This is a genomic window from Haloechinothrix aidingensis (genome assembly GCF_013450155.1).
GTDB lineage: Bacteria > Actinomycetota > Actinomycetes > Mycobacteriales > Pseudonocardiaceae > Haloechinothrix > Haloechinothrix aidingensis.
The window spans coordinates 251,167-274,713 of the sequence record NZ_JACCKD010000005.1; the positions used below are offsets into that span (position 1 = coordinate 251,167).

General features: G+C 69.4%; 22 protein-coding genes. 4 read left to right on the forward strand and 18 right to left on the reverse strand.

Translation table 11 applies throughout. The annotated features are described in order from the left end of the window. Window position 1 precedes the first annotated feature (1 nt). From H0B56_RS15465 to H0B56_RS15475, 3 genes are all read right to left on the reverse strand, one after another. Window positions 2-1,225, reverse strand: coding sequence for a hypothetical protein (locus H0B56_RS15465; protein ID WP_180893762.1), 1,224 nt, complete (start codon window positions 1,223-1,225; stop codon window positions 2-4). 187 nt (window positions 1,226-1,412) lie between these two features. Next, entirely contained in the window at window positions 1,413-2,465 is a 1,053-nt protein-coding gene (gene dmpG / locus H0B56_RS15470; protein WP_180893763.1) for a 4-hydroxy-2-oxovalerate aldolase, read from the reverse strand. Further along, the gene (locus H0B56_RS15475) at window positions 2,462-3,382 is read right to left on the reverse strand and encodes an acetaldehyde dehydrogenase (acetylating) (RefSeq protein WP_180893764.1); all 921 of its coding nucleotides are present in this window, start codon (window positions 3,380-3,382) and stop codon (window positions 2,462-2,464) included. Before H0B56_RS15475 ends, dmpG begins: the two co-directional genes overlap by 4 nt. Window positions 3,383-3,454: 72 nt before the next feature. On the opposite strand from H0B56_RS15475, the gene H0B56_RS15480 reads away from it, so the two are divergent. The 4 genes from H0B56_RS15480 to H0B56_RS15495 all read left to right on the forward strand — a co-directional run bounded on the left by H0B56_RS15480 (window position 3,455) and on the right by H0B56_RS15495 (window position 7,704). Continuing rightward, complete coding sequence (locus tag H0B56_RS15480; RefSeq protein WP_180893765.1) at window positions 3,455-4,222, forward strand: IclR family transcriptional regulator; 768 nt, start codon at window positions 3,455-3,457, stop codon at window positions 4,220-4,222. A gap of 98 nt (window positions 4,223-4,320) precedes the next feature. After that, window positions 4,321-5,277: an arsenic resistance protein gene (locus H0B56_RS15485; RefSeq protein WP_180893766.1), complete on the forward strand. Its 957-nt coding sequence runs from the start codon at window positions 4,321-4,323 to the stop codon at window positions 5,275-5,277. Window positions 5,278-5,350: 73 nt separating this feature from the next. Continuing rightward, entirely contained in the window at window positions 5,351-5,713 is a 363-nt protein-coding gene (locus H0B56_RS15490) for an ArsR/SmtB family transcription factor (RefSeq protein ID WP_219632794.1), read from the forward strand. Beyond that, window positions 5,710-7,704, forward strand: a complete 1,995-nt coding sequence (locus tag H0B56_RS15495; protein WP_180893767.1) for a heavy metal translocating P-type ATPase — start codon at window positions 5,710-5,712, stop codon at window positions 7,702-7,704. The genes H0B56_RS15490 and H0B56_RS15495 overlap by 4 nt, the downstream gene beginning before the upstream one ends. Window positions 7,705-7,723: 19 nt before the next feature. On the opposite strand, the gene H0B56_RS15500 is transcribed toward H0B56_RS15495, so the two are convergent. The 15 genes from H0B56_RS15500 to H0B56_RS15570 all read right to left on the reverse strand — a co-directional run bounded on the left by H0B56_RS15500 (window position 7,724) and on the right by H0B56_RS15570 (window position 23,467). Beyond that, entirely contained in the window at window positions 7,724-8,251 is a 528-nt protein-coding gene (locus tag H0B56_RS15500; protein WP_180893768.1) for a nuclear transport factor 2 family protein, read from the reverse strand. After that, a complete protein-coding gene (locus tag H0B56_RS15505; RefSeq protein WP_180893769.1) occupies window positions 8,248-8,730 on the reverse strand; it encodes a hypothetical protein in 483 nt (160 codons plus the stop codon). Before H0B56_RS15505 ends, H0B56_RS15500 begins: the two co-directional genes overlap by 4 nt. A gap of 41 nt (window positions 8,731-8,771) precedes the next feature. After that, window positions 8,772-10,028 (reverse strand): MlaD family protein, encoded by a 1,257-nt coding sequence (locus H0B56_RS15510; RefSeq protein ID WP_180893770.1) that lies wholly within the window; start codon window positions 10,026-10,028, stop codon window positions 8,772-8,774. Then, entirely contained in the window at window positions 10,028-11,245 is a 1,218-nt protein-coding gene (locus H0B56_RS15515; RefSeq protein WP_180893771.1) for an MCE family protein, read from the reverse strand. Before H0B56_RS15515 ends, H0B56_RS15510 begins: the two co-directional genes overlap by 1 nt. After that, window positions 11,245-12,438 carry an MCE family protein gene (locus tag H0B56_RS15520; protein ID WP_180893772.1) on the reverse strand — a complete coding sequence of 398 codons (1,194 nt, stop codon included), beginning with the start codon at window positions 12,436-12,438 and terminating at the stop codon, window positions 11,245-11,247. The genes H0B56_RS15515 and H0B56_RS15520 overlap by 1 nt, the downstream gene beginning before the upstream one ends. Next, on the reverse strand, window positions 12,438-13,487 hold the full coding sequence (locus tag H0B56_RS15525) for an MCE family protein (RefSeq protein ID WP_180893773.1): 1,050 nt from the start codon (window positions 13,485-13,487) through the stop codon (window positions 12,438-12,440). Before H0B56_RS15525 ends, H0B56_RS15520 begins: the two co-directional genes overlap by 1 nt. After that, the gene (locus H0B56_RS15530; RefSeq protein WP_180893774.1) at window positions 13,484-14,515 is read right to left on the reverse strand and encodes an MCE family protein; all 1,032 of its coding nucleotides are present in this window, start codon (window positions 14,513-14,515) and stop codon (window positions 13,484-13,486) included. Before H0B56_RS15530 ends, H0B56_RS15525 begins: the two co-directional genes overlap by 4 nt. Continuing rightward, window positions 14,512-15,888, reverse strand: a complete 1,377-nt coding sequence (locus H0B56_RS15535; protein WP_180893775.1) for an MCE family protein — start codon at window positions 15,886-15,888, stop codon at window positions 14,512-14,514. Before H0B56_RS15535 ends, H0B56_RS15530 begins: the two co-directional genes overlap by 4 nt. Continuing rightward, window positions 15,885-16,772: an MlaE family ABC transporter permease gene (locus H0B56_RS15540; RefSeq protein WP_180893776.1), complete on the reverse strand. Its 888-nt coding sequence runs from the start codon at window positions 16,770-16,772 to the stop codon at window positions 15,885-15,887. Before H0B56_RS15540 ends, H0B56_RS15535 begins: the two co-directional genes overlap by 4 nt. 4 nt (window positions 16,773-16,776) lie before the next feature. Beyond that, a complete protein-coding gene (locus H0B56_RS15545; protein ID WP_089303114.1) occupies window positions 16,777-17,571 on the reverse strand; it encodes an MlaE family ABC transporter permease in 795 nt (264 codons plus the stop codon). Between the two features lie 76 nt (window positions 17,572-17,647). After that, window positions 17,648-18,409 carry a glucose 1-dehydrogenase gene (locus tag H0B56_RS15550; RefSeq protein ID WP_180893777.1) on the reverse strand — a complete coding sequence of 254 codons (762 nt, stop codon included), beginning with the start codon at window positions 18,407-18,409 and terminating at the stop codon, window positions 17,648-17,650. 37 nt (window positions 18,410-18,446) lie between these two features. Beyond that, window positions 18,447-19,958 carry an aldehyde dehydrogenase family protein gene (locus H0B56_RS15555; RefSeq protein ID WP_180893778.1) on the reverse strand — a complete coding sequence of 504 codons (1,512 nt, stop codon included), beginning with the start codon at window positions 19,956-19,958 and terminating at the stop codon, window positions 18,447-18,449. Between the two features lie 46 nt (window positions 19,959-20,004). Further along, a complete protein-coding gene (locus H0B56_RS15560) occupies window positions 20,005-20,895 on the reverse strand; it encodes a 3-oxoacyl-ACP reductase (protein ID WP_180893779.1) in 891 nt (296 codons plus the stop codon). After that, window positions 20,892-21,980, reverse strand: coding sequence for a zinc-binding dehydrogenase (locus H0B56_RS15565; protein ID WP_180893780.1), 1,089 nt, complete (start codon window positions 21,978-21,980; stop codon window positions 20,892-20,894). Before H0B56_RS15565 ends, H0B56_RS15560 begins: the two co-directional genes overlap by 4 nt. Window positions 21,981-22,240: 260 nt before the next feature. Continuing rightward, window positions 22,241-23,467, reverse strand: a complete 1,227-nt coding sequence (locus H0B56_RS15570; RefSeq protein WP_180893781.1) for an oxidoreductase — start codon at window positions 23,465-23,467, stop codon at window positions 22,241-22,243. Window positions 23,468-23,547: the final 80 nt, after the last annotated feature.

A 23,547-nucleotide genomic window follows, 5' to 3' on the forward strand; every position in this document is an offset into this window, starting at 1 on the left:
ATCAACCAATCGGCGTGATGGGTAGGGAACGGCGTGGCTCGAACTCGAACGAGGATCCCGTGCTCATCCGGGTGACAGCCACCTCGTCGAACTCCTCGGCGGGTTCGTCGCGCTCGACGACACGGCAGCTCCACTCCGACGCGTCTCCCTCGACGAGCACATCGAGGTGCGGGTCGACGGCACGCACGATCGCCTGGAGCGGCTCGACGGCCTGCGGCCCGCACCGCGTGATCCAGGCGCCGTCGTCATGAGCCGGTGAGTGTCGGACGGTGAACCCGTCTCCGGTGAACTCCGCGGCGACGTAGGCAGCGGGGTTCAGCAACGGGTGCAGCCGGAGCACGGCGACCGCACCGGTGACGCCTCCGGGAAGCCGCAGTGCGCGGTGGATGCGCTCCGCCCCGATCCCGGCGATGCCGCGCAGCTGCTTCGCACCCACCTCCGTGGCGCTATCCGGCTCCAGCCGCGCCGAGACCGCACGGCCGAAACCGAGGTTGAGCAGGTGCATCTGCAGGCATACCTCATCGGCGATCCGTGCCAGCGCGGAGCGCGAGAACGCGGCGAAGTCCAGGTCGCTGAGCAGCGGGCCCGAGTAGTCGGACATGCCCTCCTCGGCCTCATCGATCGGGTCGAGCCCGATCGAGGCCGCGTGCGTATCCCTGTTCCGCGTACACCCGGCCGACTCGCCCACCGGCTCGTGCGACTCGTCGATCGTCACCGTCCACATGCAATGCGGTTGCCGGTCCGGCGGCGTGCGTGGCGGCCGGTGCACGGGCCGCACCTGCGCCTTCGGGTTGGTGGCGACCGCCGTGGCGTCGAAGGTGGGGTCCTCGATGTCATGGCACATCCCCGTGACGTACGCCTCGCCCATCGGCTCGACGTCCATCAACGCGCCGCAGTGGTCCAGGTGGAACGTCCCGTGATTGGGGTCGGTCACGTGGTAGCGGAAGTCCATGAACTGCGGTGGCGCGCCGATGTCGAGCTGAAGACCCTTGAAGATCGTCACGACGTCGGTGCCCTGGAAGTTCAACGCCCGCTGCATCCGTTCGGTGTAGATCGGGCTGGCGGCCATCCACTCCTCGATCGCCACCCGGAGCATCCCTTCACGACCGAGCGAGGAGATGCACCATGCCATCCCGGACCTGTCGATGAGCTGCCCCATGAGGAGCAGCTCCGGTACGAGCGTGGCGAGCTCACCCCGCTCGAGCCCGTGATACCTGCTGACCATCCACCCATGGTAGAACATGTTCTCGTTCCGTGGACAGCCCCAAACGGGTAGGAGCCGAATGTGACACCGGGCTCCCTAGATGGAACCGAGGTCACCTTGGGCTCCTCCGACCCCGCGCCAGCCGGAGGGAGCCGAAGGTGACCTCGGTTCCTTAGAAGGAGCCCAACGTGACATTCGGCTCCCCACCCTAGGGGGTTGCTGCGCCGGCAGGCTCGCGTTCGGCGCGGATCTCCAGGGCGATGTCGATGATCATGTCTTCCTGGCCGCCGACGTAGCGGCGCTCGCCGCACCGGTAGAGGATCTCGTGCGCGGGAACCCCGTACCGCTCGGCCGCGCGCTCGGCGTGCAGCAGGAACGAGGAGTACACGCCGGCGTAGCCCTGCACGATCGAGGAGCGGTCCATCACGGGGAGTCGCGTGATGAACGGCTTCACCACGTTCTCCGCGGCATCCATCAGCCCGTCCTTGTCGACCCCGGTACGCGCGCCGATCCGGTCGAACGTCGCCGCGAGCACCTCGGTCGGCGAGTTCCCCGCGCCAGCACCGAGCGCGACGAGCGACCCGTCGATCTGCCGCGCGCCCGCCCGGTAGCACAGCACCGAGTTCGCCACCCCGAAGCTGAGGTTCTGGTGCCCGTGGTAGCCGACCTGCGCGTCCGAACCGAGCTCGTCGACGAGCGCGGCAACCCGGTCCGAGGCGTCCTCCAGCACGAGCGCGCCTGCCGAGTCGACGACGTAGACGCACTGGCAACCGGCGTCGGCCATGATCCTGGCCTGCTTGGCCAGGTCCTCCGGCGAGGACATGTGCGACAGCATCAGGAACCCGACCGTCTCCAGGCCCAGATCCCGCGCCGCCTGGAAGTGCTGGATCGACACGTCGGCCTCCGTGCAGTGCGTGGCGATCCGCACCGCGCCCGCACCGAGATCGGCCGCCGCCCGCAGGTCCGTGACCGTACCGAGGCCGGGCAGCAGCAGCACCGCGATCGTGGCGCTGGAGGCCTCGTCCACCGCGGCCGAGATCAGCTGCTTCTCGTCGACCAGCGAGAACCCGTAGTTGAACGTGGACCCGCCGAGCCCGTCGCCGTGCGTCACCTCGATCAACGACACCCCGGAGGTGTCCAGCGCACGCACCGTGTCACGCACGTGCTGCTCGGTGAACTGGTGCGCCATCGCGTGACTGCCGTCGCGCAGCGTCGTGTCCACGATCCGCACGTCCCGCTCGACCTCATCCCACATGCTCATACCCGCACCGCCGTGTCCCTCTCGATGATCTTGCTGGCGAGCTGCTCCCCGACCTGGGATGCGGCCGCCGTCATGATGTCCAGGTTGCCCGCGTACGTCGGCAGGTAGTCGCCGTTGCCCGCCACCTCCAGGAACACGGCCACCCGCGCACGGTCACCCCAGCCGGGCCGCGGGTCGTCGTACTGCGGTTCCGCCTTGAGGGTGTAGCCGGGAACGTAGTCCTGCACGTCCCGCACCATCCGCTGGATCGAGTCGGTGATCGCGTCCCGGTCGGCGGCAGGGTCGATCGCGCAGAACACCGTGTCGCGCATGATCATCGGTGGCTCGACCGGGTTGATGATGATGATCGCCTTGCCGTTGTCCGCGCCGCCGACCGTCTCGATGCCGTGCGCGGTGGTCTCGGTGAACTCGTCGATGTTGGCCCGCGTCCCCGGGCCTGCCGAGCGGGAGGACACCGACGCCACGATCTCGGCGTACGGCACAGGGGTCACCCGGGAGACCGCGTGCACGATCGGGATGGTCGCCTGCCCGCCGCAGGTGATCATGTTGACGTTGGGCGAGTCCAGCTGGTCCGAGATGTTGACAACCGGGCAGGTGAACGGCCCCAACGCCGCAGGCGTGAGATCCACGGCCTGGATTCCTGCGTCCGCGTAACGCGGCGCGTTCGCGGCGTGCGCCTTCGCCGAAGTCGCCTCGAACACCAGATCCGGCACATCCGGCTGGGACAGCAACCAGTCGACCCCCTCGGCAGAGGTCCGCACGCCCAGCTCAGCGGCGCGCGTGAGACCTTCGGACCCGGGGTCGACACCGACCATGTAGCGCACCTCGACGTTGGCACTGCGGCGCAGCTTGGCGAGCAGGTCGGTGCCGATGTTGCCGGAGCCGACGATCGCGGCGACGGCCTTGCCGTCATGCATAGGACACCTCGCGTCACGGAGTTTGACTCGACACCCTTCACAGTTCCCCGGCCCGCCGGGCACACTCAACACATGCGTGCCGCTGAGCGGAACGAACCGCAGGAGAGCAGCCCGTCGACGACGGCACGCATCACCGCGCTGCTCACCGCCTTCCGCCCGGGTGACGACGCGCTGGGGGTATCCGAGCTCGCCAGGCGCACCGGCCTGCCCAAGACCAGCACCCACCGGCTCGTCCGGCACATGCTCGCCAACGGCCTGCTCGAACGCGACGGCGACGCCGTACGGCTCGGGCTGCGGCTGTTCGAGATCGGCCAGCTGGCCACCCGGCAACGCGGGCTGGTCGACGCGGCCCGGCCGCACCTCGCCGACCTGCGGGAGGCCACGCGCAACACGGTGCACCTGGCGGTCCTGGAAGGCACCGAGGTCGTCTACCTCGACGTGCTGCGCGGGCCGGACGCGCCGCGGCTGCCGTCCCGGATCGGTGGGCGTTTCCCCGCGCACGCCACCGGGGTCGGCAAGGCGATCCTGGCCTACTCCGGCGCGGACGTGCTCGACACCGTACTGGCCGCCGGACTGCGGCCGGTCAGCAAGAAGACCATCACCTCGTCTGCCGTCCTGCGCGGCCAGCTGGCGCGGATCCGCGACTCGGGGATCGCCTACGACCGCGAGGAGTCCGGCGTCGGCGTGGTCTGCGCGGCGGGGCCGCTGCTGGACGGCGCCGGTCGGGCGGTCGCGGCGATCTCCATCTCCGGCTGGAGCAACCGGATGCGCACCGACCGGATCGCCCCCGCCGTGCGCACCGCGGCGCTGACCCTGTCCCGCACCGTCACACTCCGCTGAGCAGGACCGGACCCAGGACCGGCCCGGGGCCGGTCAGCGCCACGATCGGCGGCTGGTCGCGCCGCGCGGGGCGAACCCCCGCAGGATACGGTCCCGGTATGTCCCTCTGGGAGCGCCTGCAGAGCGTGCTCGTCGCGGCGAGCGCGGTGGCAGGCACGCTGGCCGGCCTGGCGCTGCCGATCGGCGGGGCCGCAGGGCACGTGGTGCTTCCCGCGCTGCTGCTGATGCTGACCGGGGTGTTCGTCCAGGTCGACGCGGCGTCGCTCGGCGAGGCACGCCGCGCGCACCGCGTCGTGGCCGCCAGCCTCGTGCTCAACTTCGTCTGGACGCCGCTGCTGGCGTGGGTGCTGGGGGTGGTGCTGCTCGGCGGCAGCCCGGACCTGCGGATCGGGCTGCTGCTGTTGCTGGTGACGCCGTGTACCGACTGGTACCTCGTGTTCACCGGGCTCGCGCGTGGCCACATGGGCGTGGCGGCCGCGCTGCTGCCGATCAACCTCGTGCTGCAGCTGATGCTGCTGCCGCTGTACGTCATGCTGCTCGGCGGGCCGGTGACGTCGATAGCGCTGGGAACGATCGTCCAGGCCGTGCTGCTGGTCCTGCTGGTGCCGCTCGCGGCGGCTGTGCTGCTGCGCTGGGCGAGCTCGCGCTGGGCAGGCTGGCGGGAGCGGGTGCTGTTCCCGGCCGCGTCGGGATCGGCGGTTCCGCTGCTGCTCATCGCGGTGTTCGCGATGTTCGCCTGGCAGGCGCGCACCGTCGTCGAGCACGCACTCGCCGTCGTCACCCTGCTCGGCCCCCTCACGATCTTCTTCGTCGTCATGCCTGCCGTGGCCACCGTTACCGGACGGGCGCTGCGGCTGCCGCGCGCACAGCGCGTCACGCTGACGATGAGCACGGTCGCCCGCAACTCGCCGATCGCGCTGGCGCTCGCGGTCGCCGCGTTCCCCGGCCGCCCGCTGATCGCGGTGAGCCTCGCCGTCGCCCCGCTCATCGAGCTTCCGGTGCTCGCCCTGATCAGCCAGCTCGTGCGGGGCCGCAGCGACGCCCCCACCAGGTAGGGCCGTACCCGATGACCGGGGCGCACACTCCCGACCGGGTTGATAGATCGTCAGATCAGAATATAATCGCCGTATGGCGATGAGTACTGCGAGCGAGCCCGCGCGGCACACCGATCTGGATGCCGCGGTCTCGCTGTTCCACAGCCTCTCGGACAGCACCCGGCTGGCGATCGTTCACCGGCTCGCCATGGGGCGGGCGCGGGTCACCGACCTGGTAGGCGAGCTCGGGCTGGCCCAGTCCACCGTGTCCAAACACATCGCGTGCCTGCGCGACTGCGGCCTCGTCGACGGCGAACCGGAGGGCAGGCAGACGTTCTACGCCCTTGTCCGGCCCGAGCTGCTCGAGTTGCTCACCGCCGCGGAGGCCGTGCTCGGCGCCACGGGTAACGCGGTGGCGCTGTGCCCGACCTACGGCACGCACGGAGGTGAGTCATGAGCGACGCATGCGGGTGCGAGCACCCGGAGGAGGCCGAGGAGAGCCGGCCGGGAACGTTCTGGCGGCTCCGCGAGGTCCGGTTCGCGGCCGCAGCCGGGGTGCTCCTGCTCACCGGCTACGTCGCGGCCTGGTCGGGTGCCCCGAGCTGGAGCGTGCTCGCGGTACACGCCTGCGCGCTCGCGACCGGCGGGGCGATGTTCGTGCCTGGCGCGCTGCGCGCGCTCGCGCGCGGCTCGGTCGGTATCGGCACGTTGATGACCATCGCGGCGATCGGCGCGGTGCTGCTCGGACAGGTCGGCGAGGCCGCGACGCTGGCGTTCCTGTACTCGTTCGCCGAGAGCCTGGAACAGTACTCGATCAGCCGCACCCGGCGCGGCCTGCGCGCCCTGCTGGACCTGGTGCCCCAGCAGGCCACCGCCCGGCGCGAGGGGGTCGAGGTGACCGTGGCCACCGGCGACCTCGTCGCGGGGGACATCCTCGTGGTGCGTCCCGGTGAGCGCGTCGCCACCGACGGGCGGATCATCCACGGGCGCACGTCCCTGAACGTCTCCGCCATCACAGGGGAGTCCGTCCCTGTCGAGGCAACCACCGGCGACGAGGTACTCGCCGGGTCGATCAACGGCACCGGCGCCGTCGAGCTCCGCGTCACCCGCACGGTCCAGGACAACTCCCTGGCCAGGATCGTCTCCATCGTGCAGGCCGAGCAGGCGCGCAAGGGCGCGGGACAGCGGCTGGCCGACGCCGTCGCCAAGCCCCTCGTGCCCGGGGTCATGGTGGCCGCGGCGGTGATCGCCGCCGTCGGCTCCCTCGCAGGGGACCCGTCCGTGTGGGTGGAACGCGCCCTCGTGGTCCTCGTCGCCGCGTCCCCGTGCGCGCTGGCGATCTCGGTCCCGGTGACCGTGATCTCCGCCGTCGGCGCGGCCAGCAGGCTCGGCGTACTGATCAAGGGAGGTGCGGCACTCGAGTCGCTCGGCTCGGTGCGCGGCATCGCGCTGGACAAGACCGGCACCCTCACCCGCAACGAACCGGCAGTCATCGCGGTGCGACCCGCGCACGGGGTAGCGAGCGCGCGGGTACTGTCCGTGGCTGCCGCGCTGGAGGCGCGTAGCGAGCACCCGCTCGCCCTCGCGATCGGCACCGCGGCCGCCGACGCCGGCACCGGTGACCGGGCCGACGTCACCCCGGCACGCGACGTCGAGTCGGTCACAGGGGCCGGGCTGGCCGGGTGGCTCGACGGGCGGCCGGTGCGGCTGGGCAGGCCGGGCTGGATCGATCCCGGCGAGCTGGCCGCGGATGTCTCGGAGCTCCAGGAACGCGGGGCCACGGTGGTCTGCGTGGAATCCGACGGCGGAACTATCGGGGTGATCGCCGTTCGCGACGAGCTGCGCCGGGAGGCGCCGGAGGTCGTCGCAGGGCTGCGCGCGCGGGGCTACCGGGTCAGCATGCTGACCGGCGACAACGCGGCCACCGCACGCACGCTCGCGGCAGAGGCCGGTATCGACGCCACCGAGGTACACGCGGAGTTGCGGCCGGAGGACAAGGCCGACGTCATCCGCAGGCTGCGGCGAAACGGCGCCACCGCGATGGTCGGCGACGGCGTGAACGACGCCCCCGCCCTGGCCTCGGCGGATCCCGGCATCGCCATGGGCGCGATGGGTACGGACGTGGCCATCGAGACCGCCGACGTCGCGCTCATGGGCGAGGACCTACGGCACCTTCCCCGGGCGCTGCGGCACGCCCGCCGCGCGCGCACCATCATGCGGCAGAACCTCGGCCTGTCGGTGGCGATCATCGCCGGCCTCGTTCCGCTGGCGCTCACCGGGCTGCTCGGCCTGGCCGCGGTGGTGCTGGTACACGAGCTCGCGGAGGTCATCGTCATCGCCAACGGCGTCCGGGCGGGCCGTACCGGCAGGCGAGCCGAGCTCGGCGAGGGGCAACCGCAGGCCGTGACAGCGGCAGGAACGTCCACTGCGGCCGGGCGTGCCGTCTGACGCCACGCTCCCCGCGCGCTCAGAGCACGTCGATCGCGGAGACCCGCCACTCGCCGTCGACCATCTCCGCGGTCACGTCGAGGGTCGCCGTCCGGGACTCGGGGGCGCCGCCCTCCGCGCTCCGCGTCTGCTGGTCGAGGAAGACCAGTAGGGTCGCCGTCTCGCCGTCGAGCTCACGGACACCGATCGAGCGGATCGTGCTCGTCCGGACGAGTTCCTCCTCGGTCGCTCGCCGCGCCGCGGCGTCGAACCGGTCGCGATGCGCGGCCGCGGCCTCGCCCGTCAGCCCCACCTCGACGGCCCGTTCCGTACGCTCCAGGTTGGTGTGGTCGTACGAGAACACCGCGCGCAGCGTAGCGCTGACGCTCTCGACGACCTCGCTGGTGGCCTCGCTGTCGGCAAACGCGAGGTTGTCCCCCGAGCCGCCGCGCAGCTCGTGCGCGCGCAGCCCGAACCACACCGAGCACGCCACCGCGACAGCCAGCACGGCGCCCAGCAGGGCGATCACGGTCCGCCTGTCGAGGGCGGCCCCCTCGCGCCGGGTCATGAGGCCACCTCGACTCCGGTGATCTTCCACCCGTCCTCCGTATCGGCAAGGGAGGCGTTCATGCGCCGCGTCTCGGAGGATGCCTCCTCGCCGCCTCCCGCCCGGTCCACCTCGAGCACGGCGATGACCCGTGCCGAGTCCTGGTACGGGTCTATGTCGGTCACGGCCGCCCGCAGCATCCGGGCGGTGGACACCGTCTCGTCGCGCTCCGCCCGATCCCGCTGGCTCTCCCTGCCCCCGCGGAGGTCCTCCTGCAGGTCGCCGGCCGTCACGGCGAGCCACTCGTCGAGATCGTCCGCAACGGAACGGTGGTCGATCGTGTGCAGCGTGACGAGACCGTGGGTCGCCGCCTCGAGCGCGGCGTCGCGCTCGTGCGCCACCGACAGCTCGGCGTCCTGCGCTGCCGATGCCCACGACCAGCCGAACCAGCCTGCCGCGAGCACCGCGAGCACGGTCAGCACGAGCAAGCTGTCGCGCACCGGGTCGCCGGAGACTGCGAACCGAAGACTACCGCGAAGCCTCAATCGGTGACTCCAAGCAAGTCCGCGAAGTCCCCGGGAGCATCCTGCTGCGTCGGCAGGTCGAGCAGGCCGGGCAGGTTCCCGTCCGGTCGCTGCCCCGCGTCCTGACCGTCACCCTGGCTGCCGCCCGGCTCGGCCACCTCGACGGGCTCACCCTTGTACGGGGCGTTCTGCGACCCTCGCACCGCGACGGGGCTTCCGGGCGGCTCCGCGCAGTACGCGTCCGTGTTCGGCTCGATCTCCTCGAAGTCGTTCGCGGGGCGCTGTTCGGTTCCCTCGTAACCGCGCATGCACGAGGGCGGGTCGAAGAAGTTGAACACGAGCCCCAGCTTGCCCTTCCCGTCCTCGCTGACGGTGTTCGGGAACGCGGAGAGCATGCTGAAGTTCACCATCATCTGCTCGGTCGAGTCGGTACGCACCTCCATGATGTCCGCCGTCGTCAGCAGGTTGGCCAGCAGCAGGCCCATGTCGTTGCCCGAGGTCCTGAGGAACTCGCTCACTCGCTGACCGACCTGGGGAGTGCGGTCGATGACCTTCCGGATGTCGGAGTCGGACTCGGCGAACTGCTCGGCGATGTCCTTGAGGCCGCTGGAGAACTCCGTGATGTCGTCCGCGTTGCGCCGCTGGTTGTCGAGCACGGTCCGGCCGGAGGTCAGCAGCTGCCGCGTCTCGGGAAGGCTCTCCTGTGCCCGCTCGGTGAACGAGTGCGCGGTATCCAGCAGCACCTGCATGTCCTGCCCGGCCCCGGAGAACGCCAGGTCGGCCTCGGTGACCACGGTGCGCAGCGACTCCGTGTCGACGCTGCTGACCAGCTCGTCCAGGCTGGTGAGGACATCGTACGAGGGAACGGGCAGCCCGGTGTCGTCCTGGGAGATCACCGAGCCGTCCTCGAGGTACGGCTCACCGCCGCTCTGCGGTCGCAGGTCGACATACTGCTCCCCGACGGCCGACCGGTTCGTCACGGTCGCCGTGGTATCCGCCGGTATCGGCGGGGCGTCGTCGCTGATGTCGAGATCGACATCGATACCCGCCTCGCTCAGCCGCAAGGAGGCCACCTCACCCACCTCGACGCCGCGGTAGGCCACCTGCGCGCCCTCGAAGATCCCCCCCGAGTCGGCGAACTGCGCCGTGACCACGTACCCGCGGGGGCCGAACAGGCGATCCAGTCCCGCGTAGTTGAGCCCGACATAGGCCACCGAGAGCGTGGCGATCACGAAGAACGCCGCCAGCTTGATACGGGTGTTCCTTGTCAGCATCAGCGACCTCCGAGTAGTAGGCCGGGCAGGCCGCCGTCACCGCCGGTCGAGCCGTCGGTGTCGCTGCCGGACGGCGGGAGCGGCAGCTCGGGAAGGTTCGGGTCGCCATCGCTACCTCCGCCGGGCTCGGCCTGCTCCCCACCGCCTTGTGGCTCGTTGCCCGGGGCATCGAACAGCCCGAGCGGTGGCTGGCTCGAGTTCCGGATGTTGTCGATGAGCTTGTCCAGCTTCAACTCGAACTCCACATCGACGTTGGCGTAATCGCCCTTCACCACGTCGCCTGCGTTCCACGGCAGCGGGTACGTCGGCAGGATCTTGAGTGCCTCGATGAGGTCGCCCTCGGCCTCGGCGAGCTTGCGCAGGACCGGTTCCAGCGCACGCAGGTTCTCCACCACCTGGTCCCTGCTCCGCTCGATCGTGTCCACCGTGACGTCGGAGAGCGCGTCGAGCGCGTCCAGTGCGTTGACGAGCTCGTCCCGCTGCTCGGAGACCACCCGCAACCCCGGCTCGAGCTCGTCGAGAGCCGTGGCGAGATGATCGTTCTCCGCGCGCAGGGTTCCGGACAGCTCGTCGAGGCCGTCGATGGCACGCACGATCTCGCCCTTCTGGCCGTCGAGAGACCGGGTGAGCTCCTCGGCATGCGACAGCAGGGCCTTGATCTCCGGCTCGTTACCGGACATCGCGGCGTTGAGCTCCTCGGCGATGTCCCGCAGCTGGTCGATACCGCCGCCGGACAGCAGCAGCGACAGCGCCCCGAGCACCTCCTCCAGCTCGACGCCCCGGCTCGTCCTGGCGATCGGGATCGTCGCGCCGTCGGCGAGCGTGCCCTTGGCCTGACCGTCCTCCGGCTCGCGCAGCTCGACGAACTTCTCCCCGAGCAGGCTGGACTGCCGCAGGTCGGCTTCGGCGTTGGCCGGTAGCTCGACGTCGCCGTTGACGGTCATCGTCACCTCGGCCGACTTGGTGTCCTCCGCGAGCTCGATGTGGTCCACCCGCCCGACCGAGACGTCGTTCACCCGCACGCTGGCGTGCGGCACGAGGTCGAGCACGTCGTCGAATTCCGCCGTCACGCGGTACGGATCCTCGCCGACATCGGCCCCACCGGGCAGCGGCGCGTTGTACAGGCCGGAAAAGCCCGCCTCACCGCACGCCGCCAGCACGACAGCGCACACGAGCGCCACGGGCACGAGGACCAGTCGCCTGGCGAGCGCGCTCATCAGCCACCCCCTTCCGCGTCGACGAGTACGTCCGCGAGCGGCAGCGGCAGCTCGGGCAGCTCACCTTCGTTGAGCGAGGCGACGATCTCCGAGACGGGCGGCAGCTGCACCGCGCCGTCGAGCACGGGCTGGATCTTCTCGCAGGCACCGGCGACGTCCACGGGCACGTCCTCGGGCTGGCTCGCGTTGAGCAGGCGGCACAACGTCATCACAGGCGGGAAGGTGAGCTCGTTGATGTTGCCGCGTACCGCGATCGTGCCCGACGCGGCGTCGTAGGTGTTGATGAAGTTGTTCATGGCGTTCGGACCGATGTCGAGCACCTCGGCCACCGAGTCCCGGTGATCGACCAGTTCCTTGGTCAGCGCGGAGAGCTTCTCCACATTGGAGGACAGTAGCTCCTCGTTCTCGTCGACGAAGCCGTTCACGTCGTCGAGCGCGACGGCGAGCGAGCTCAGGGCCGCGCCGACGTCGCCGGACTCATCGGAGAGGAAGCCGGTGACGTCGGCCATCGTGTCGAACAACTCGTCGAGCTGCTTGTCGCTTCTGGCGAGCATCGTGGTGAACTCGCCGAGATGCTCGACGGTGTCGAAGAGGTCGTTTCCCGACTGGTCGAACGTCCTCGACAGCTCGGCGAGCCGCGTCACCGTGTTGTTGAGGTTCTTGCCGGTGCCGTCCAGGTTCTCCGCCATCGTGTCGAGTGCGCCGGACAGCGAGCCGTCGGAGTTCGCCCCCTCGGGCCCCAGATCCTTCGCCAGCGTATTCAGGCTATCGAAAAGCTCGTCCAGCTCGACCGGTGTCGCCGTCCGATCGGAGGGGATCACCGCACCGGATTCCATGACCTCCCCCGACTCGTAGACCGGAGTAAGCTGCACGTAGCGGTCACTCACCAGGCTCGGCGCGACGACGACGGCGTTGGCGTCGGCGGGTACATCCACGTCGTCCCGCACGGCGAGATCGACACGGACATGCTCCCCCTCCGGCTCGACGTTGGTCACGCTTCCCACCTCGATGCCGAGCACCCGCACCGACGAGTCCGCGTACAACCCCACCGCCCTGTCGAAGTACGCGGTCAGCTCGGTGCCCTCGTCGTCGCGCAGCGCCAGCCAGGCCACGGCGCTGATCGTCAACACGAGCACGCAGCCGAGGGCGATGGCGCGGGCCGGGCCACCGGCCTTGTGCAGCAGGCTCACCATCACTCCCTCTCAATCCCCTGGTCGGGCGCGGCCACCGGCCTCTCGCAGCCCTCCGGGTTGTTCTCGTAGTCGCCGATCCGGAAGCTCGGCGGCAGGAAACCGCAGAAGTAGCCCTCGAACCACCTGCCGTTACCCAGCGCGTTGCCGCCGAGGCGGGTGAAGGGGGCCAGCAGCTCGAGGCTGCGGGAGAGATTGTCCTGGTTCTCCTTCAGCACGTCGGTGACCTCGTCGAGCGTCTGCAGTGTCGGCCGCAGCTGCGCGCGGTTGTCGGCGACGAGACCGGACAGTTGCTGCGAGACCTCCTGCGTGCCGGAAAGCAGCCTGTCGATGGCCTCCTTACGGCTCTGCAGCTCGGACAGCAGCAGGTTCGCGTCCTCGATCACCTTCTGCACGCGCTCGGTGCGGCTGGACAGCAGCTCGGAAATCTGCTCGGTGTTGGACAGCAGCCGCTTCAGCTCCTCGTCGCGGGAAGCCACCGTCTCGGACAGCGAGGACAGGCCGTTCAACGCCTCCTGCGTGTGCTCCGGGGTGTCGCTGAACGTCTCCGAGATGGTGTCGAAGCTTTCCGCGAGCTGCTCGGTGTCCACTTCGGAGGACGTTTCCTCCAGCTGATCGAAGGCATCCTGGATATCGAACGGGGTGGTGGTCCGCTCGACGGGGATAGGTTCGCTCGGATCGAGGCGCCCGTCGCCGCGCGGGGTCAGCGTCAGCATCTTCTCCCCGAGCAAGCTCTTGATCTCGATCGCTGCCGTCGAGTCGGCCCCGAGCCGCGAGGCCGACTCCCGCCCCTGCCTGTCGACCCGGAAAGTGGCCAGCACCTGGGTGCCGTCCAGCTGCACATCGGTGACCTCGCCGACCTTGACCCCGGCGAGCTGGACCTCGTTGCCGTCCTTCAGACCCGCGGACTCCGCGAAGTGCGCGGAGTAGGTCGTTCCCCCGCCGATGATCGGCAGGTCCTTCGCGTTGTACGCCGCGAACAGCGACAGCAGCAGTAGCACAACCGTCACGGCACCGACGGTGGTCTGGTCGCGCGACTTCAGCGGTTTCATCCGTCGCACCTCTCCGCGGTCTGCGTACCGGGCAGCGGGATCACCGGGACCTCGACGTTGAGCGACTCGATACCGATCGTGCCGGAGATCCCGCACATGAAGTAGTTGTACCAACCGCCGTAGCTGAGCACCCGCGTGAACTTCCGCATGTTCACCGGCAAGCGCTCGAGGAGCTCGCCGAGCGTGCCCTTCGACTCGTGCACCGTGTCGGCGAGCTCGCCGAGGGCGGCGATGTCCTCCCGCAGCGGGGGTCGTGCCTCGGACACGAGCCCGGCGACGCTGTGTGTGAGGTCGCCGAGCGACTCGGTGGCCTCACCGATCGGCTCTCTGCGTTCGGCCAGCCCGGTCACCAGCGCCTGCGTCGTGTCGATCAACCGCTCCGTCTGCGGCCCGCGCTGGTTGATGGTGTCGAGCACGTGGTTCAGGTTGGTCACCACCTCACCGATCACCTCGTCCCGGTCGGCGATCGTGGAGGTGACCGACGCCGTGTGGGCGAGCAGGCTGTCGATCGTGCCGCCCTCGCCCTGGAAGACGCTGATGATCTCGGCGGAGAGCTTGTTGATCTCATCGGGGTCCAGGGCCCGGAACAGCGGCTGGAACCCGTTGAACAGCTCCGTCAGGTCCAGCGCGGGTTGGGTCCGGTCCACCGGGATCACGTCACCACGCTCCAGCGGCTCCGCCGAGTCGACATCGGTGCCGAGCGAGAGGTAACGCTGCCCGATCACGTTCCGGTACTTCACGCTCGCGGTGGTCTCACCGGGAAGCTCGTGGTCGGTCTCGACCCCGAACCGCACGTCGGCGATGTTGTCGCCCGCGACCTCGATCGACTCGACCTGGCCGACCCGCACACCCCGGATGCGGACGTCGTCACCCTCGCGCAACCCGGACGCATCGGCGAACCGGGCAGTGTAGCTGGACATCTCACCGAAGTTCGCGTTCGCGATCGTCGCCGCGAGGATACCGGTGAGCAGGCCGGTGACCAGCGCGAACACGACGATCTTGACGAAGGACGATACGAATCCGCTCATCGCACCTCCACCTTCGCTCCGCGATACAACGGACCGATGAGCAAGCTCGCCCAGTCGGGTACGTCGGCGGGACTTCCCTCGACCGCCGGAGCGGCGAGCAGCGACAGCAACCGCTGCTCCATCGGCGAGTTGGCGATCGAGCGGCCGGCGGGCGCAGAGCTACCGGACGAGGAGGAGTCCCCCGAGTCGTCGTAGTCCTCGTAGTCGGCCGCCTCGCTGCCGTCCGGCTCGTTCGGCGGCGGCGGTTTGGTCGAGCCATCGGCGATCGGGCCGTCCGGCGGGTACTGCGGGAAGAACTCGGGGCGCTCGACCTGCGGGTAGCACCGCGGCCCCCGCTTGTCCTCGTAGCGCGGCTCGTCCTTGCCCGGCTCGTACTTGCCGCGGCTGGAGATGAACTCGATGGTGATCCAGTTCTTCCCGTCGCGGAAGGCCTCCCCGGCCGAGTCCATCTGGTTGGCGAACTGGCGCAGCATGCACGGGTACTGCGGGGCGTACTTCTCCAGCACGTCAAGGGTCGGCTGTGCCGTGGCGGTGAGGTCGATCAGGTTGTCCCTGTTGACGTCGATGAAGCTGCGCATGTCGTTCGAGCTGGTGACCACCGTCCGGTACAGGTCGGTGAGGTCCCCGCTCTTCTCGGCGATGGTCTGCGTGGTCGTCGTCGCGGTGGACAGCGCCTGCAGGAAGTCCGGAGCGGCCTCCGAGTAGATCTCGGACACGTCGGCGAGCCCCTTCAGGTTCTCCTCGAGGTCGGGAAGCGAGTGGTTGAACTCGCCGAGGTACTCGGACAGCAGCACGAGCGTCTCCCCGAGGTCCTCGCCCCGCCCGTCCAGCGCGGTGGCGACGGAGTTCAGCGCGCTGGACAGCTTCTGCGGTTCGACGGCCTGCAGCAGCGGCATCACGTTGCCGAGCACCTGTTCCAGCTCGATCGCGTTCTCGCTGCGATCCTGGCTGATCGTCGCGCCATCGCTGATGTGCTCGACCCCGTCGCCTGCCAGCTGCCTGCCTTCCGGCAGTTGCAGGGCCACATAGCGCTCGCCGAACAGCGTCTTCGGCAGCAACCGGGCCTGCACGTTCGCCGGGACGAGCTCGAGCTGCTCCGGTCGCAGCGCCAACTCGAGAGTCGCACCGTCCGCGCGCGCGCTGATCTCGGAGACCTCACCGACGACGACACCACGGACCTTGACGTCCGCGCCCGGGCGCATCTGGTTGCCCACATGACCCGTCTCGAGCGAGACCGTGGCGGCCGTGGTGAACGCCTTGTTGTAGATGCCGACGGTCACGCCGAAGAACAGCACGATGACGACGAGCAACGCGACCCCGAGCGCCTGATAGCGCAACCTGGCGAGCAGCACCTTCCGTCTCGTCCGGCTCATCCCGCGATCCTCACCGTCGTCGTCGAGCCCCAGATGGCCAGGCTCAGGAAGAAGTCCAGCACCGCGATCATCACGATGGAGGTCCGGACGGCCTTACCGACGGCCACGCCGACCCCGGCAGGCCCGCCCCGCGCGGTGTATCCGTAGTAGCAATGCGTCAGGATCACCACCACGCTGAAGATCAGCACCTTGCCGAACGACCACACGACGTCTTCCGCGGGCAGGAACAGGGCGAAGTAGTGGTCATAGGTACCGGCCGACTGCCCGTACACCCAGATGGTGATCTGCCGCGATGCCACGTAGGCCGACAGCAACCCCACGGCGTAGAGCGGGATCACGGCAGCCACGCCGGCGAGCACACGGGTCGTGACGAGGTACGGGACGCTGGGCACGCCCATCACCTCGAGGGCGTCGATCTCCTCGGAGATGCGCATCGCGCCGAGCTGGGCGGTGAACCCGCACCCCACCGTCGCCGACAGCGCCAGCCCAGCAGAGAGCGGTGCCACCTCGCGGGTGTTGAAGTACGCGGAGATGAACCCCGTCAGCGCAGCGGTACCCAGCTGCTCCAGCGAGGAGTACCCCTGCAGGCCGACGACCAGACCGGTGAACATCGTCATCCCGATCATCACGCCGAGCGTGCCGCCGATGATGGCCAGCGCGCCCGTACCGAAGCAGACCTCGGTCAGCAGGCGCGCCATCTCCCGCGAGTACCGGGCGATCGTGCGGGGCGACCAGGCCAGTGCCCGCGCGTAGAAGGAGAGCTGCTGGCCCAGTCCCTCCAGGCCGGCGCCGGGACGCGCGATGATCTCCAGCGTCCTGTCGGAGAGCTCCTCCCGCTCCTCCTGCTCACGCTCCTCCTGCGTGCGCTCGGCCGATGTCGTCATACGATCACAACGCCTTCGGTGGAACGACTTGCAGGTAGATGGCGGTCAGCACGACGTTGATCAGGAAGAGCGCCAGGAACGAGATCACCACCGCCTGGTTGACAGCGTCCCCGACGCCCTTGGGCCCGCCCGCCGGGTTGAGGCCCCGGTACGCGGCGACGACACCCGCGACGAACCCGTACAGCACCGCCTTGAACTCGCTCACCCACAGGTCCGGCAGCTGTGCGAGCGCGTTGAAGCTCGCCAGGTACGCGCCGGGCGTGCCGCCCTGCATGATGACGTTGAAGAAGTAGCCGCCGAGCACGCCGACCACGCTGACCAGCCCGTTGAGCAGCACCGCGACCACGGTGGCGGCGAGCACTCGCGGCACGATGAGGCGCTGCACCGGGTTGACGCCGAGCACCTCCATGGCGTCGATCTCTTCGCGTATCTTACGGGCGCCGATATCGGCACAGACGGCAGAGCCGCCCGCTCCGGCCACGAGCAGCGCCGTGATCAGCGGGGCCGCCTGCTGGACGATCCCGAGCGCGGCAGCGGCGCCCGTGAAGGACTGCGCCCCGATCTGCTCGGTCAGCGAGCCCAGCTGCAGCGCGATGACGGCCCCGAACGGGATGGCGACCAGCGCCGTCGGCAGGATCGTCACGCTGGCGAAGAACCAGCACTGCTGGATGAACTCCCTGAACTGGAACGGACGGCGGAACGTGCCACGCAGCACCTCCCACGCCAGCGTGGTCATCCTGCCGACCTGCGCGAGCGCAGCAGAGCCAGGCACCGATACTCCGGTACCCCTGACGGCCATCGGCTTCCTCCACGCTCCTGTCGTGCTGCCCTTCAGCACTGGGCCTGCGCGCCTCGCGCCGGGCAGGTTCGGCGAACTAGACCTTCAACGAGTGGGTCGTCGTCACCCCTCCGTCGGCGACGAACTCCGCCCCCGTGCAGTACGAGCTCTCGTCGCTGGCGAGGAAGACGACGAGATCCGCGATCTCGTCGGCCTCACCGAGGCGACCCAGCGCGATCCGCTTCGACAGCCAGCTGGTGTCCAGCTCGATCCCGCCCATCGCATCCTGCACCATCTGAGTATCGATCATGCCAGGATGTACCGAGTTGGCGCGAATGCCGTCTTTGCCGAGTTCCAGTGCCGCGACCTTGGTCATCCCCCGGATGGCGAACTTGCTGGCGGTATACGACATCAGCATCGGCACGCCTGCCAGCCCGTCAATCGAGGAAAGGTTCACGATCGATCCGCCACCTGCCTCTCGCATGGGTTCAACGACCGAACGCATACCGAGGAACGTACCGGTTTGATTAACACGGATAACGCGTTCGTAATCACTGAGGGTGGTGTCGGCCAGCTCCGCGAAGTGCAGCACGCCCGCGTTGTTGACCAGCACGTTGAGCGTGCCGAACGTGGCGACCGCCAGCTCGACGGCCTCGGCCCACTCCGCCTCCTCGGTGACGTCCAGGTGGCAGAACAGTGCCGCGTCACCGAGCTCCTCTGCCAGCGCCTTGCCGTCCTCGTCGTTCACATCGGCGACGACGACGCGCGCTCCCTCGGCAACGAACCGGCGCGCCGCCGCCGCACCCTGCCCCCTGGCAGCCCCGGTGATCAGCCCTACCTTGCCGGACAGCCGACCCATGTTCACTCCCTTACCTGCTCGACACTCGCTACCGCGCTCACATCAACTCGTCACCGAGCGGCATCATCACCGTCTTGAGCTCGGTATATGCCTCGAAGGCCGACTGGCCTCCCTCCCGGCCGAGGCCGGACTGCTTGAACCCGCCGAACGGGGCATGCGGCTCGATCTGGAACCCGTTGATCCCGACCGTGCCCGCCCGCACACCGCGCGACACGCGGAACGCACGCTGCACGCCGCTGGTGAACACACCGGCGCCGAGCCCGTACTCGGTGTCGTTGGCCAGCCTGATGGCTTCCTCCTCGTCACCGAACGGGACCACCGACAGTACCGGCCCGAAGATCTCCTCCTGTGCGATCGTCGAGGAGTTGTCCACATCCGCGAAGATCGTAGGCGAGACGAAGTTGCCTGCCGAGTACTCGCCCTCGAGGCGCTCCCCGCCCATGACCAGCGTGGCACCCTCTTCCTTCCCCTTGGCGATGTAACCGAGCACCCGCTCGAGCTGCTGCTCGTTGATCAGCGGGCTGGCCAGCACGCCGGGGTCGAACGGGTCCCCGAAGGTGATGGCCGAGGCCATACCCTTGGCCGCCTCGAGGAACTCGTCGTAGATGTCCCTGTGCACCAGTGCCCGGGTATTGGCCACGCAGGCCTGCCCGGAAAGCCCCATGGTGACCGCGCCGACCACCGTGGATGCAGCGAGAGTGACATCCGGGGCGTCGTCGAAGACCACGGCGGGACTCTTGCCGCCCAGCTCGAGCGAGACCCGCTTGAGCGTGCCCGCCGACGCCTCGACGATGCGCTTGCCGACGCCCCTGCTGCCGGTGAAGCTCACCTTGTCCACATCACTGTGCGTGATCAGCGCTTCCCCGCACTCCTCGCCGGTACCGGTGACCATGTTGAGCACGCCTGCGGGAAGCCCCGCTTCCGCCAGCAGCTCGACCATGCGCAGCACGGAGTACGTCGCGTACTCCGAGGGCTTGAGCACGACACTGCAGCCCGCGGCGAGCGCGGGGGCGACCTTCTGCGCGAACAGCAGGAACGGCGCGTTCCACGGCAGGATCGCGGCGACCACTCCCAGCGGCTCGCGGAACGTCATCGTCAGGTGGTCGCCGCCCTGGTAGGGCGGCAACGTCTGCCCGCCGATCTTGTCCACCCAGCCCGCGTGATGGTCGAAGACATCGGCCGCGGCGCCAACCGACGTCGCGTAGATCGAGCCGAAGGACAGCGGCACGCTGTTGTCCAGTGCCTGCAACCCGCGCAGCTCGTCGGCGTGCTCGCGCAGCAGCCGCGCGTACCGTTGCAGCACGGCGATACGCTCACCCGCGCGCGCCTGCGACCATGTGCCCGCCTCGAAGGAGCGCCGTGCCGCCGCCACGGCCGCGTCCACATCCGCCGCACTCGCTCTGGCGAACTCGCCGATCACCTCTCCCGTCGCCGGGTGACGGTGCGTCCACGTGGCACCACCGTCCGCGGCGCCCCAGTGGCCGTCCACAAGGAGCTGCCCGGTCCGCACACCGAGCTCGTCCCGGTGCGATAGCACGCTAAGCGTCATGATTCGTGTCTCCTCACCTGCGTTGGCCCCTGCCCGCTCGGCGCGGTCACGGGAGGTCGTTCACCTCGGTGGCCGCGAACATCCGGTCGGTTGCCCGGCCGTCGAAGTAGCCACCCACCTGCTCGGCCAGCTCTGCCGGGCTCCACTGCCCCTCGGCGGCGTCGAAGCGTGCCTCGACCGCCGGCGGCGCCATCAGCGCCACCATCCCCCCGTGCACCACGAACACCTGCCCGGTGATCCGCTCGGCTTCGGCAGAGGCGAGGTACGTGACCAGCGGCGTGACGTGGTCGACGGAGAGCGGGTCGATGCCGCTCTCCGGTGCCGGGCCGAAGATGTCGGAGGTCATCGCGGTCCGCGCGCGGGGGCAGATGGCGTTGGCACGTACGCCGTACCGCGCCATGCCGCGCGCGGTGGCCGTGGTGAGTGCCGCGATCCCGGCCTTGGCCGCCGCGTAGTTCGGCTGCCCCTCGGAGCCGAGCAGGAAGGCCTCCGAGGTCGTGTTGATGACGCTGCCGTACACCGGCGCGCCATCCGATTTGGACTTGCCACGCCAGTAGGACGCCGCGTTACGGGAGAGCAGGAAGTGCCCGCGCAGGTGCACGCGGATGACGTCGTCCCACTCGGCGTCCGTGGCGTTGAACAGCATCCTGTCCCTGGTGATGCCGGCGTTGTTCACCAGGATGTGCAGGCCGCCGAACCCCTCGACCGCCGCGGAGGTCAGCGCGTCCGCCGTGTCCCGCTCGCCGACGTCACCCGGTACGAAACGTGCCGTGCCGCCCGCTTCCGCGATCTCGTCGACGACGCTCTTCGCCGATTCGTCGAGGTCGCCGACGACGACCGAGGCGCCGGCTCCGGCGAGCGCGAGCGCCTCGGCCCTGCCCAGCCCGCTGCCCGCACCGGTCACGACGGCGACGGTGCCTTCGAGACTGCCACTCACGCGATGTTCACCACCTGCCGGATCAGATCGTGGTTGCCCGCACGCAAGACGTCCAACCCGTCGTTGATCTCGTCGAAGGTCAGACGCTTGCTGATCATCCCTTCCAGGTCGAGCATGCCCGCCCGCCAGAACTCGATCATCCTCGCCGTGTCCCTGTGTACATGGCACGACCCGTAGAAGGACCCGAGGATCTTCTTGTCGTGCATGAAGAGTTCCTGCGCGCTGAACTCGACCATGCTGTCGGCCTTGCCCGCGCCGACGATGACGACGGAACCGCCACGGCGCGTCTGGTCCCAGGCCGACCGGATGGTCGCGGGCTGGCCCACCACGTCGAAGGCGTAGTCGAACCCGGCACCGCCCGCGAGCTCCTGCTTGAGCTCGTCCAGCTCCTCGGGGGCGACCGCGTGGGTAGCCCCGAACTTGCGGGCGAGGTCGCGTTTGGCCTCCACGGGATCCACCGCGACGATCGTGGTAGCGCCCGCGATCCGGGCTCCCTGCAGGACGGAGATCCCCACCCCGCCGCACCCGATGACGACCACGTTCGAACCCGGCTCGACCGCCGCGGTGTTGAGCACCGAACCCACACCGGTGAGCACGCCGCAGGCGACGAGCGCGGCGATCTCGAACGGAACGTCACTGTCCACCTTGATCGCTCCTGCCGCGGGGACGACGACCTCCTCGGCGAACGTGCCGAGGCCCGCGTAGCCGAACAGGGCGGCGTCGCCTCGCTGGAAGCGGGGCGAGGTGAAGGCGGCCACCGCGTGGACGGCGCAGAGGTTCGGCTGCCCACGCAGGCAGTCCGCGCAGGCGCCGCACGGCGGGACGAAGGAGACAGTCACGTGGTCACCGGGGGCGAGGTGCTCCACGCCGGAACCGATCTCGACGACCTCACCGGCGCCCTCGTGCCCGACCACGCCGGGCGCCAGCGCGGGCAGCGTTCCGTCCATGGCGGAGAGATCGCTGTGGCAGATGCCCGAGGCGCGCACCTTGATCCTGACCTCTCCCGGGCCAGGCGACACGGTCGTGACGTCGTCGCACAGATCCAACTCGTCCACGCCGATCTCGGTCAGCACAGCAGCTTTCACGTGAACTCCTCCTCATCGAGGTCGCCGCGTTGGCCTTCTCGTAACTCGGGCGGCTCACCTCAGCCGGGTCACCTGGTCCGGCACGGGCACCCGAGTTTCCCGGCGACGGGCTACCGGCCCGCCGCGACGGATACGCGCCGACTCCGCCGTCTCGGGGCGGCTCTCGCCCGCCAACTCGTGAACAGCCCTCCCGGTGCACCACCACGAACTAGAACTTGTTACTAGCAGAGACTAGAACGTGTTCTCGATTTGCACAAGGGTCAGCCGGGCGCGCCGGACGCGCGGTCGTCTCGCGCCGGTTCGGCCAGCACACAACGGGTACCGCTGTAGATCGTCGGCATGCACTTGTTGCAGTGAATGCACAGCGAGTCCTCCCGGTCCCCCGCGGCGATGGTCTCGACCAGCGCGGGCTCGCGCAGCAGCGCACGCGCCATGGCCACGAACTGGAAGCCCTCCCGCATCGCCTGGTCCATCACCGGTTTGCTCGCGATCCCGCCGAGCAGCACCATCGGCAGGCCCGTCTCGTGCCGGACCTGCCTGGCACCGTCCAGGAGGTAGGCGTCCCGGTACGGGTAGCTGCGCAGCAGGAACCTCCCGAACATCCGCACGCCGAGCCGGACGGGCCGGGGCATCGCGTCGGCGAACTCGCCGATCGGCACGTCACCACGGAAGAGATACATGGGGTTACTCAGCGAGCTGCCCGCGGTGAGCTCGAGCGCGTCGACCGAGCCGTCGCCCTCCAGCCAGCGGGCGACCGGGATCGCCTCGTCGAGCCAGAAACCGCCGGTGGTCCCGTCGTCCATGTTGAGCTTGACGATGATCGCCAGGCGGTCGCCGACCGCGTCCCGGACCGCACGGGCGACCTCGCGCAGGAAGCGCGCCCTGTTCTCCAGCGACCCCCCGTAGGCGTCGTCGCGCCGGTTGAGCCTCGGGCTGAGAAAGGAACTGACCAGGTAGTTGTGCCCACAATGGAGCTCGACCGCGTCGAACCCGGACTCGGCGGCGAGCACCGCGGCGTCGGCGTGGTCCCGCACGATACGCCGGATCTCGTGCTCGCTCACCGCGCGCGTGCGGCGCATGCTCATCGGCTGCAGCAGCTTGCCAGGGGCGAGCGCGCGCATGCCGGTACTGAGCGGGTTGGCCACCGGCCCGGCGTGGCCGAGCTGCGCGGAGACGGCCGCACCCTCGGCGTGCACCGCATCCGTCAACTCCCGTAATCCGGGTACGGCATCGCGCCGCATGTGGATCTGGTGACGATCGGTCCTGCCCTCCGGGGAGACCGCGCAGAACGCCACGGTCGTCATGCCCACTCCGCCTGCCGCGGGCCGCCTGTGGAAGTCGATGAGCCCGTCGGTGACCAGCCCCTCCCGGCTACGCCCCTCGTAGGTCGCCGCCTTGATGACGCGGTTGCGCAGGGGCACGGGGCCGATCCTGGCCGGGCCGAGCACATCCGGCGTATGCCGATGCGACTGCTGTCCGTCGGGCACGGTATCGACCTCCAGCCGAGCGTAGTCCGGTACACGGGTCCTCCACACGATTCTAGAACTTGTTCTAGGATCGGGATAGG

Bases quoted from the DNA above. Each gene is read 5' to 3' on its own strand.
- H0B56_RS15465 (WP_180893762.1), bottom strand. From the start codon at position 1,225: ATGGTCAGCAGGTATCACGGGCTCGAGCGGGGTGAGCTCGCCACGCTC.
- dmpG (WP_180893763.1), bottom strand. From the start codon at position 2,465: ATGAGCATGTGGGATGAGGTCGAGCGGGACGTGCGGATCGTGGACACG.
- H0B56_RS15475 (WP_180893764.1), bottom strand. From the start codon at position 3,382: ATGCATGACGGCAAGGCCGTCGCCGCGATCGTCGGCTCCGGCAACATC.
- H0B56_RS15480 (WP_180893765.1), top strand. From the start codon at position 3,455: ATGCGTGCCGCTGAGCGGAACGAACCGCAGGAGAGCAGCCCGTCGACG.
- H0B56_RS15485 (WP_180893766.1), top strand. From the start codon at position 4,321: ATGTCCCTCTGGGAGCGCCTGCAGAGCGTGCTCGTCGCGGCGAGCGCG.
- H0B56_RS15490 (WP_219632794.1), top strand. From the start codon at position 5,351: ATGGCGATGAGTACTGCGAGCGAGCCCGCGCGGCACACCGATCTGGAT.
- H0B56_RS15495 (WP_180893767.1), top strand. From the start codon at position 5,710: ATGAGCGACGCATGCGGGTGCGAGCACCCGGAGGAGGCCGAGGAGAGC.
- H0B56_RS15500 (WP_180893768.1), bottom strand. From the start codon at position 8,251: ATGACCCGGCGCGAGGGGGCCGCCCTCGACAGGCGGACCGTGATCGCC.
- H0B56_RS15510 (WP_180893770.1), bottom strand. From the start codon at position 10,028: ATGCTGACAAGGAACACCCGTATCAAGCTGGCGGCGTTCTTCGTGATC.
- H0B56_RS15515 (WP_180893771.1), bottom strand. From the start codon at position 11,245: ATGAGCGCGCTCGCCAGGCGACTGGTCCTCGTGCCCGTGGCGCTCGTG.
- H0B56_RS15520 (WP_180893772.1), bottom strand. From the start codon at position 12,438: ATGGTGAGCCTGCTGCACAAGGCCGGTGGCCCGGCCCGCGCCATCGCC.
- H0B56_RS15525 (WP_180893773.1), bottom strand. From the start codon at position 13,487: ATGAAACCGCTGAAGTCGCGCGACCAGACCACCGTCGGTGCCGTGACG.
- H0B56_RS15530 (WP_180893774.1), bottom strand. From the start codon at position 14,515: ATGAGCGGATTCGTATCGTCCTTCGTCAAGATCGTCGTGTTCGCGCTG.
- H0B56_RS15535 (WP_180893775.1), bottom strand. From the start codon at position 15,888: ATGAGCCGGACGAGACGGAAGGTGCTGCTCGCCAGGTTGCGCTATCAG.
- H0B56_RS15540 (WP_180893776.1), bottom strand. From the start codon at position 16,772: ATGACGACATCGGCCGAGCGCACGCAGGAGGAGCGTGAGCAGGAGGAG.
- H0B56_RS15545 (WP_089303114.1), bottom strand. From the start codon at position 17,571: ATGGCCGTCAGGGGTACCGGAGTATCGGTGCCTGGCTCTGCTGCGCTC.
- H0B56_RS15550 (WP_180893777.1), bottom strand. From the start codon at position 18,409: ATGGGTCGGCTGTCCGGCAAGGTAGGGCTGATCACCGGGGCTGCCAGG.
- H0B56_RS15555 (WP_180893778.1), bottom strand. From the start codon at position 19,958: ATGACGCTTAGCGTGCTATCGCACCGGGACGAGCTCGGTGTGCGGACC.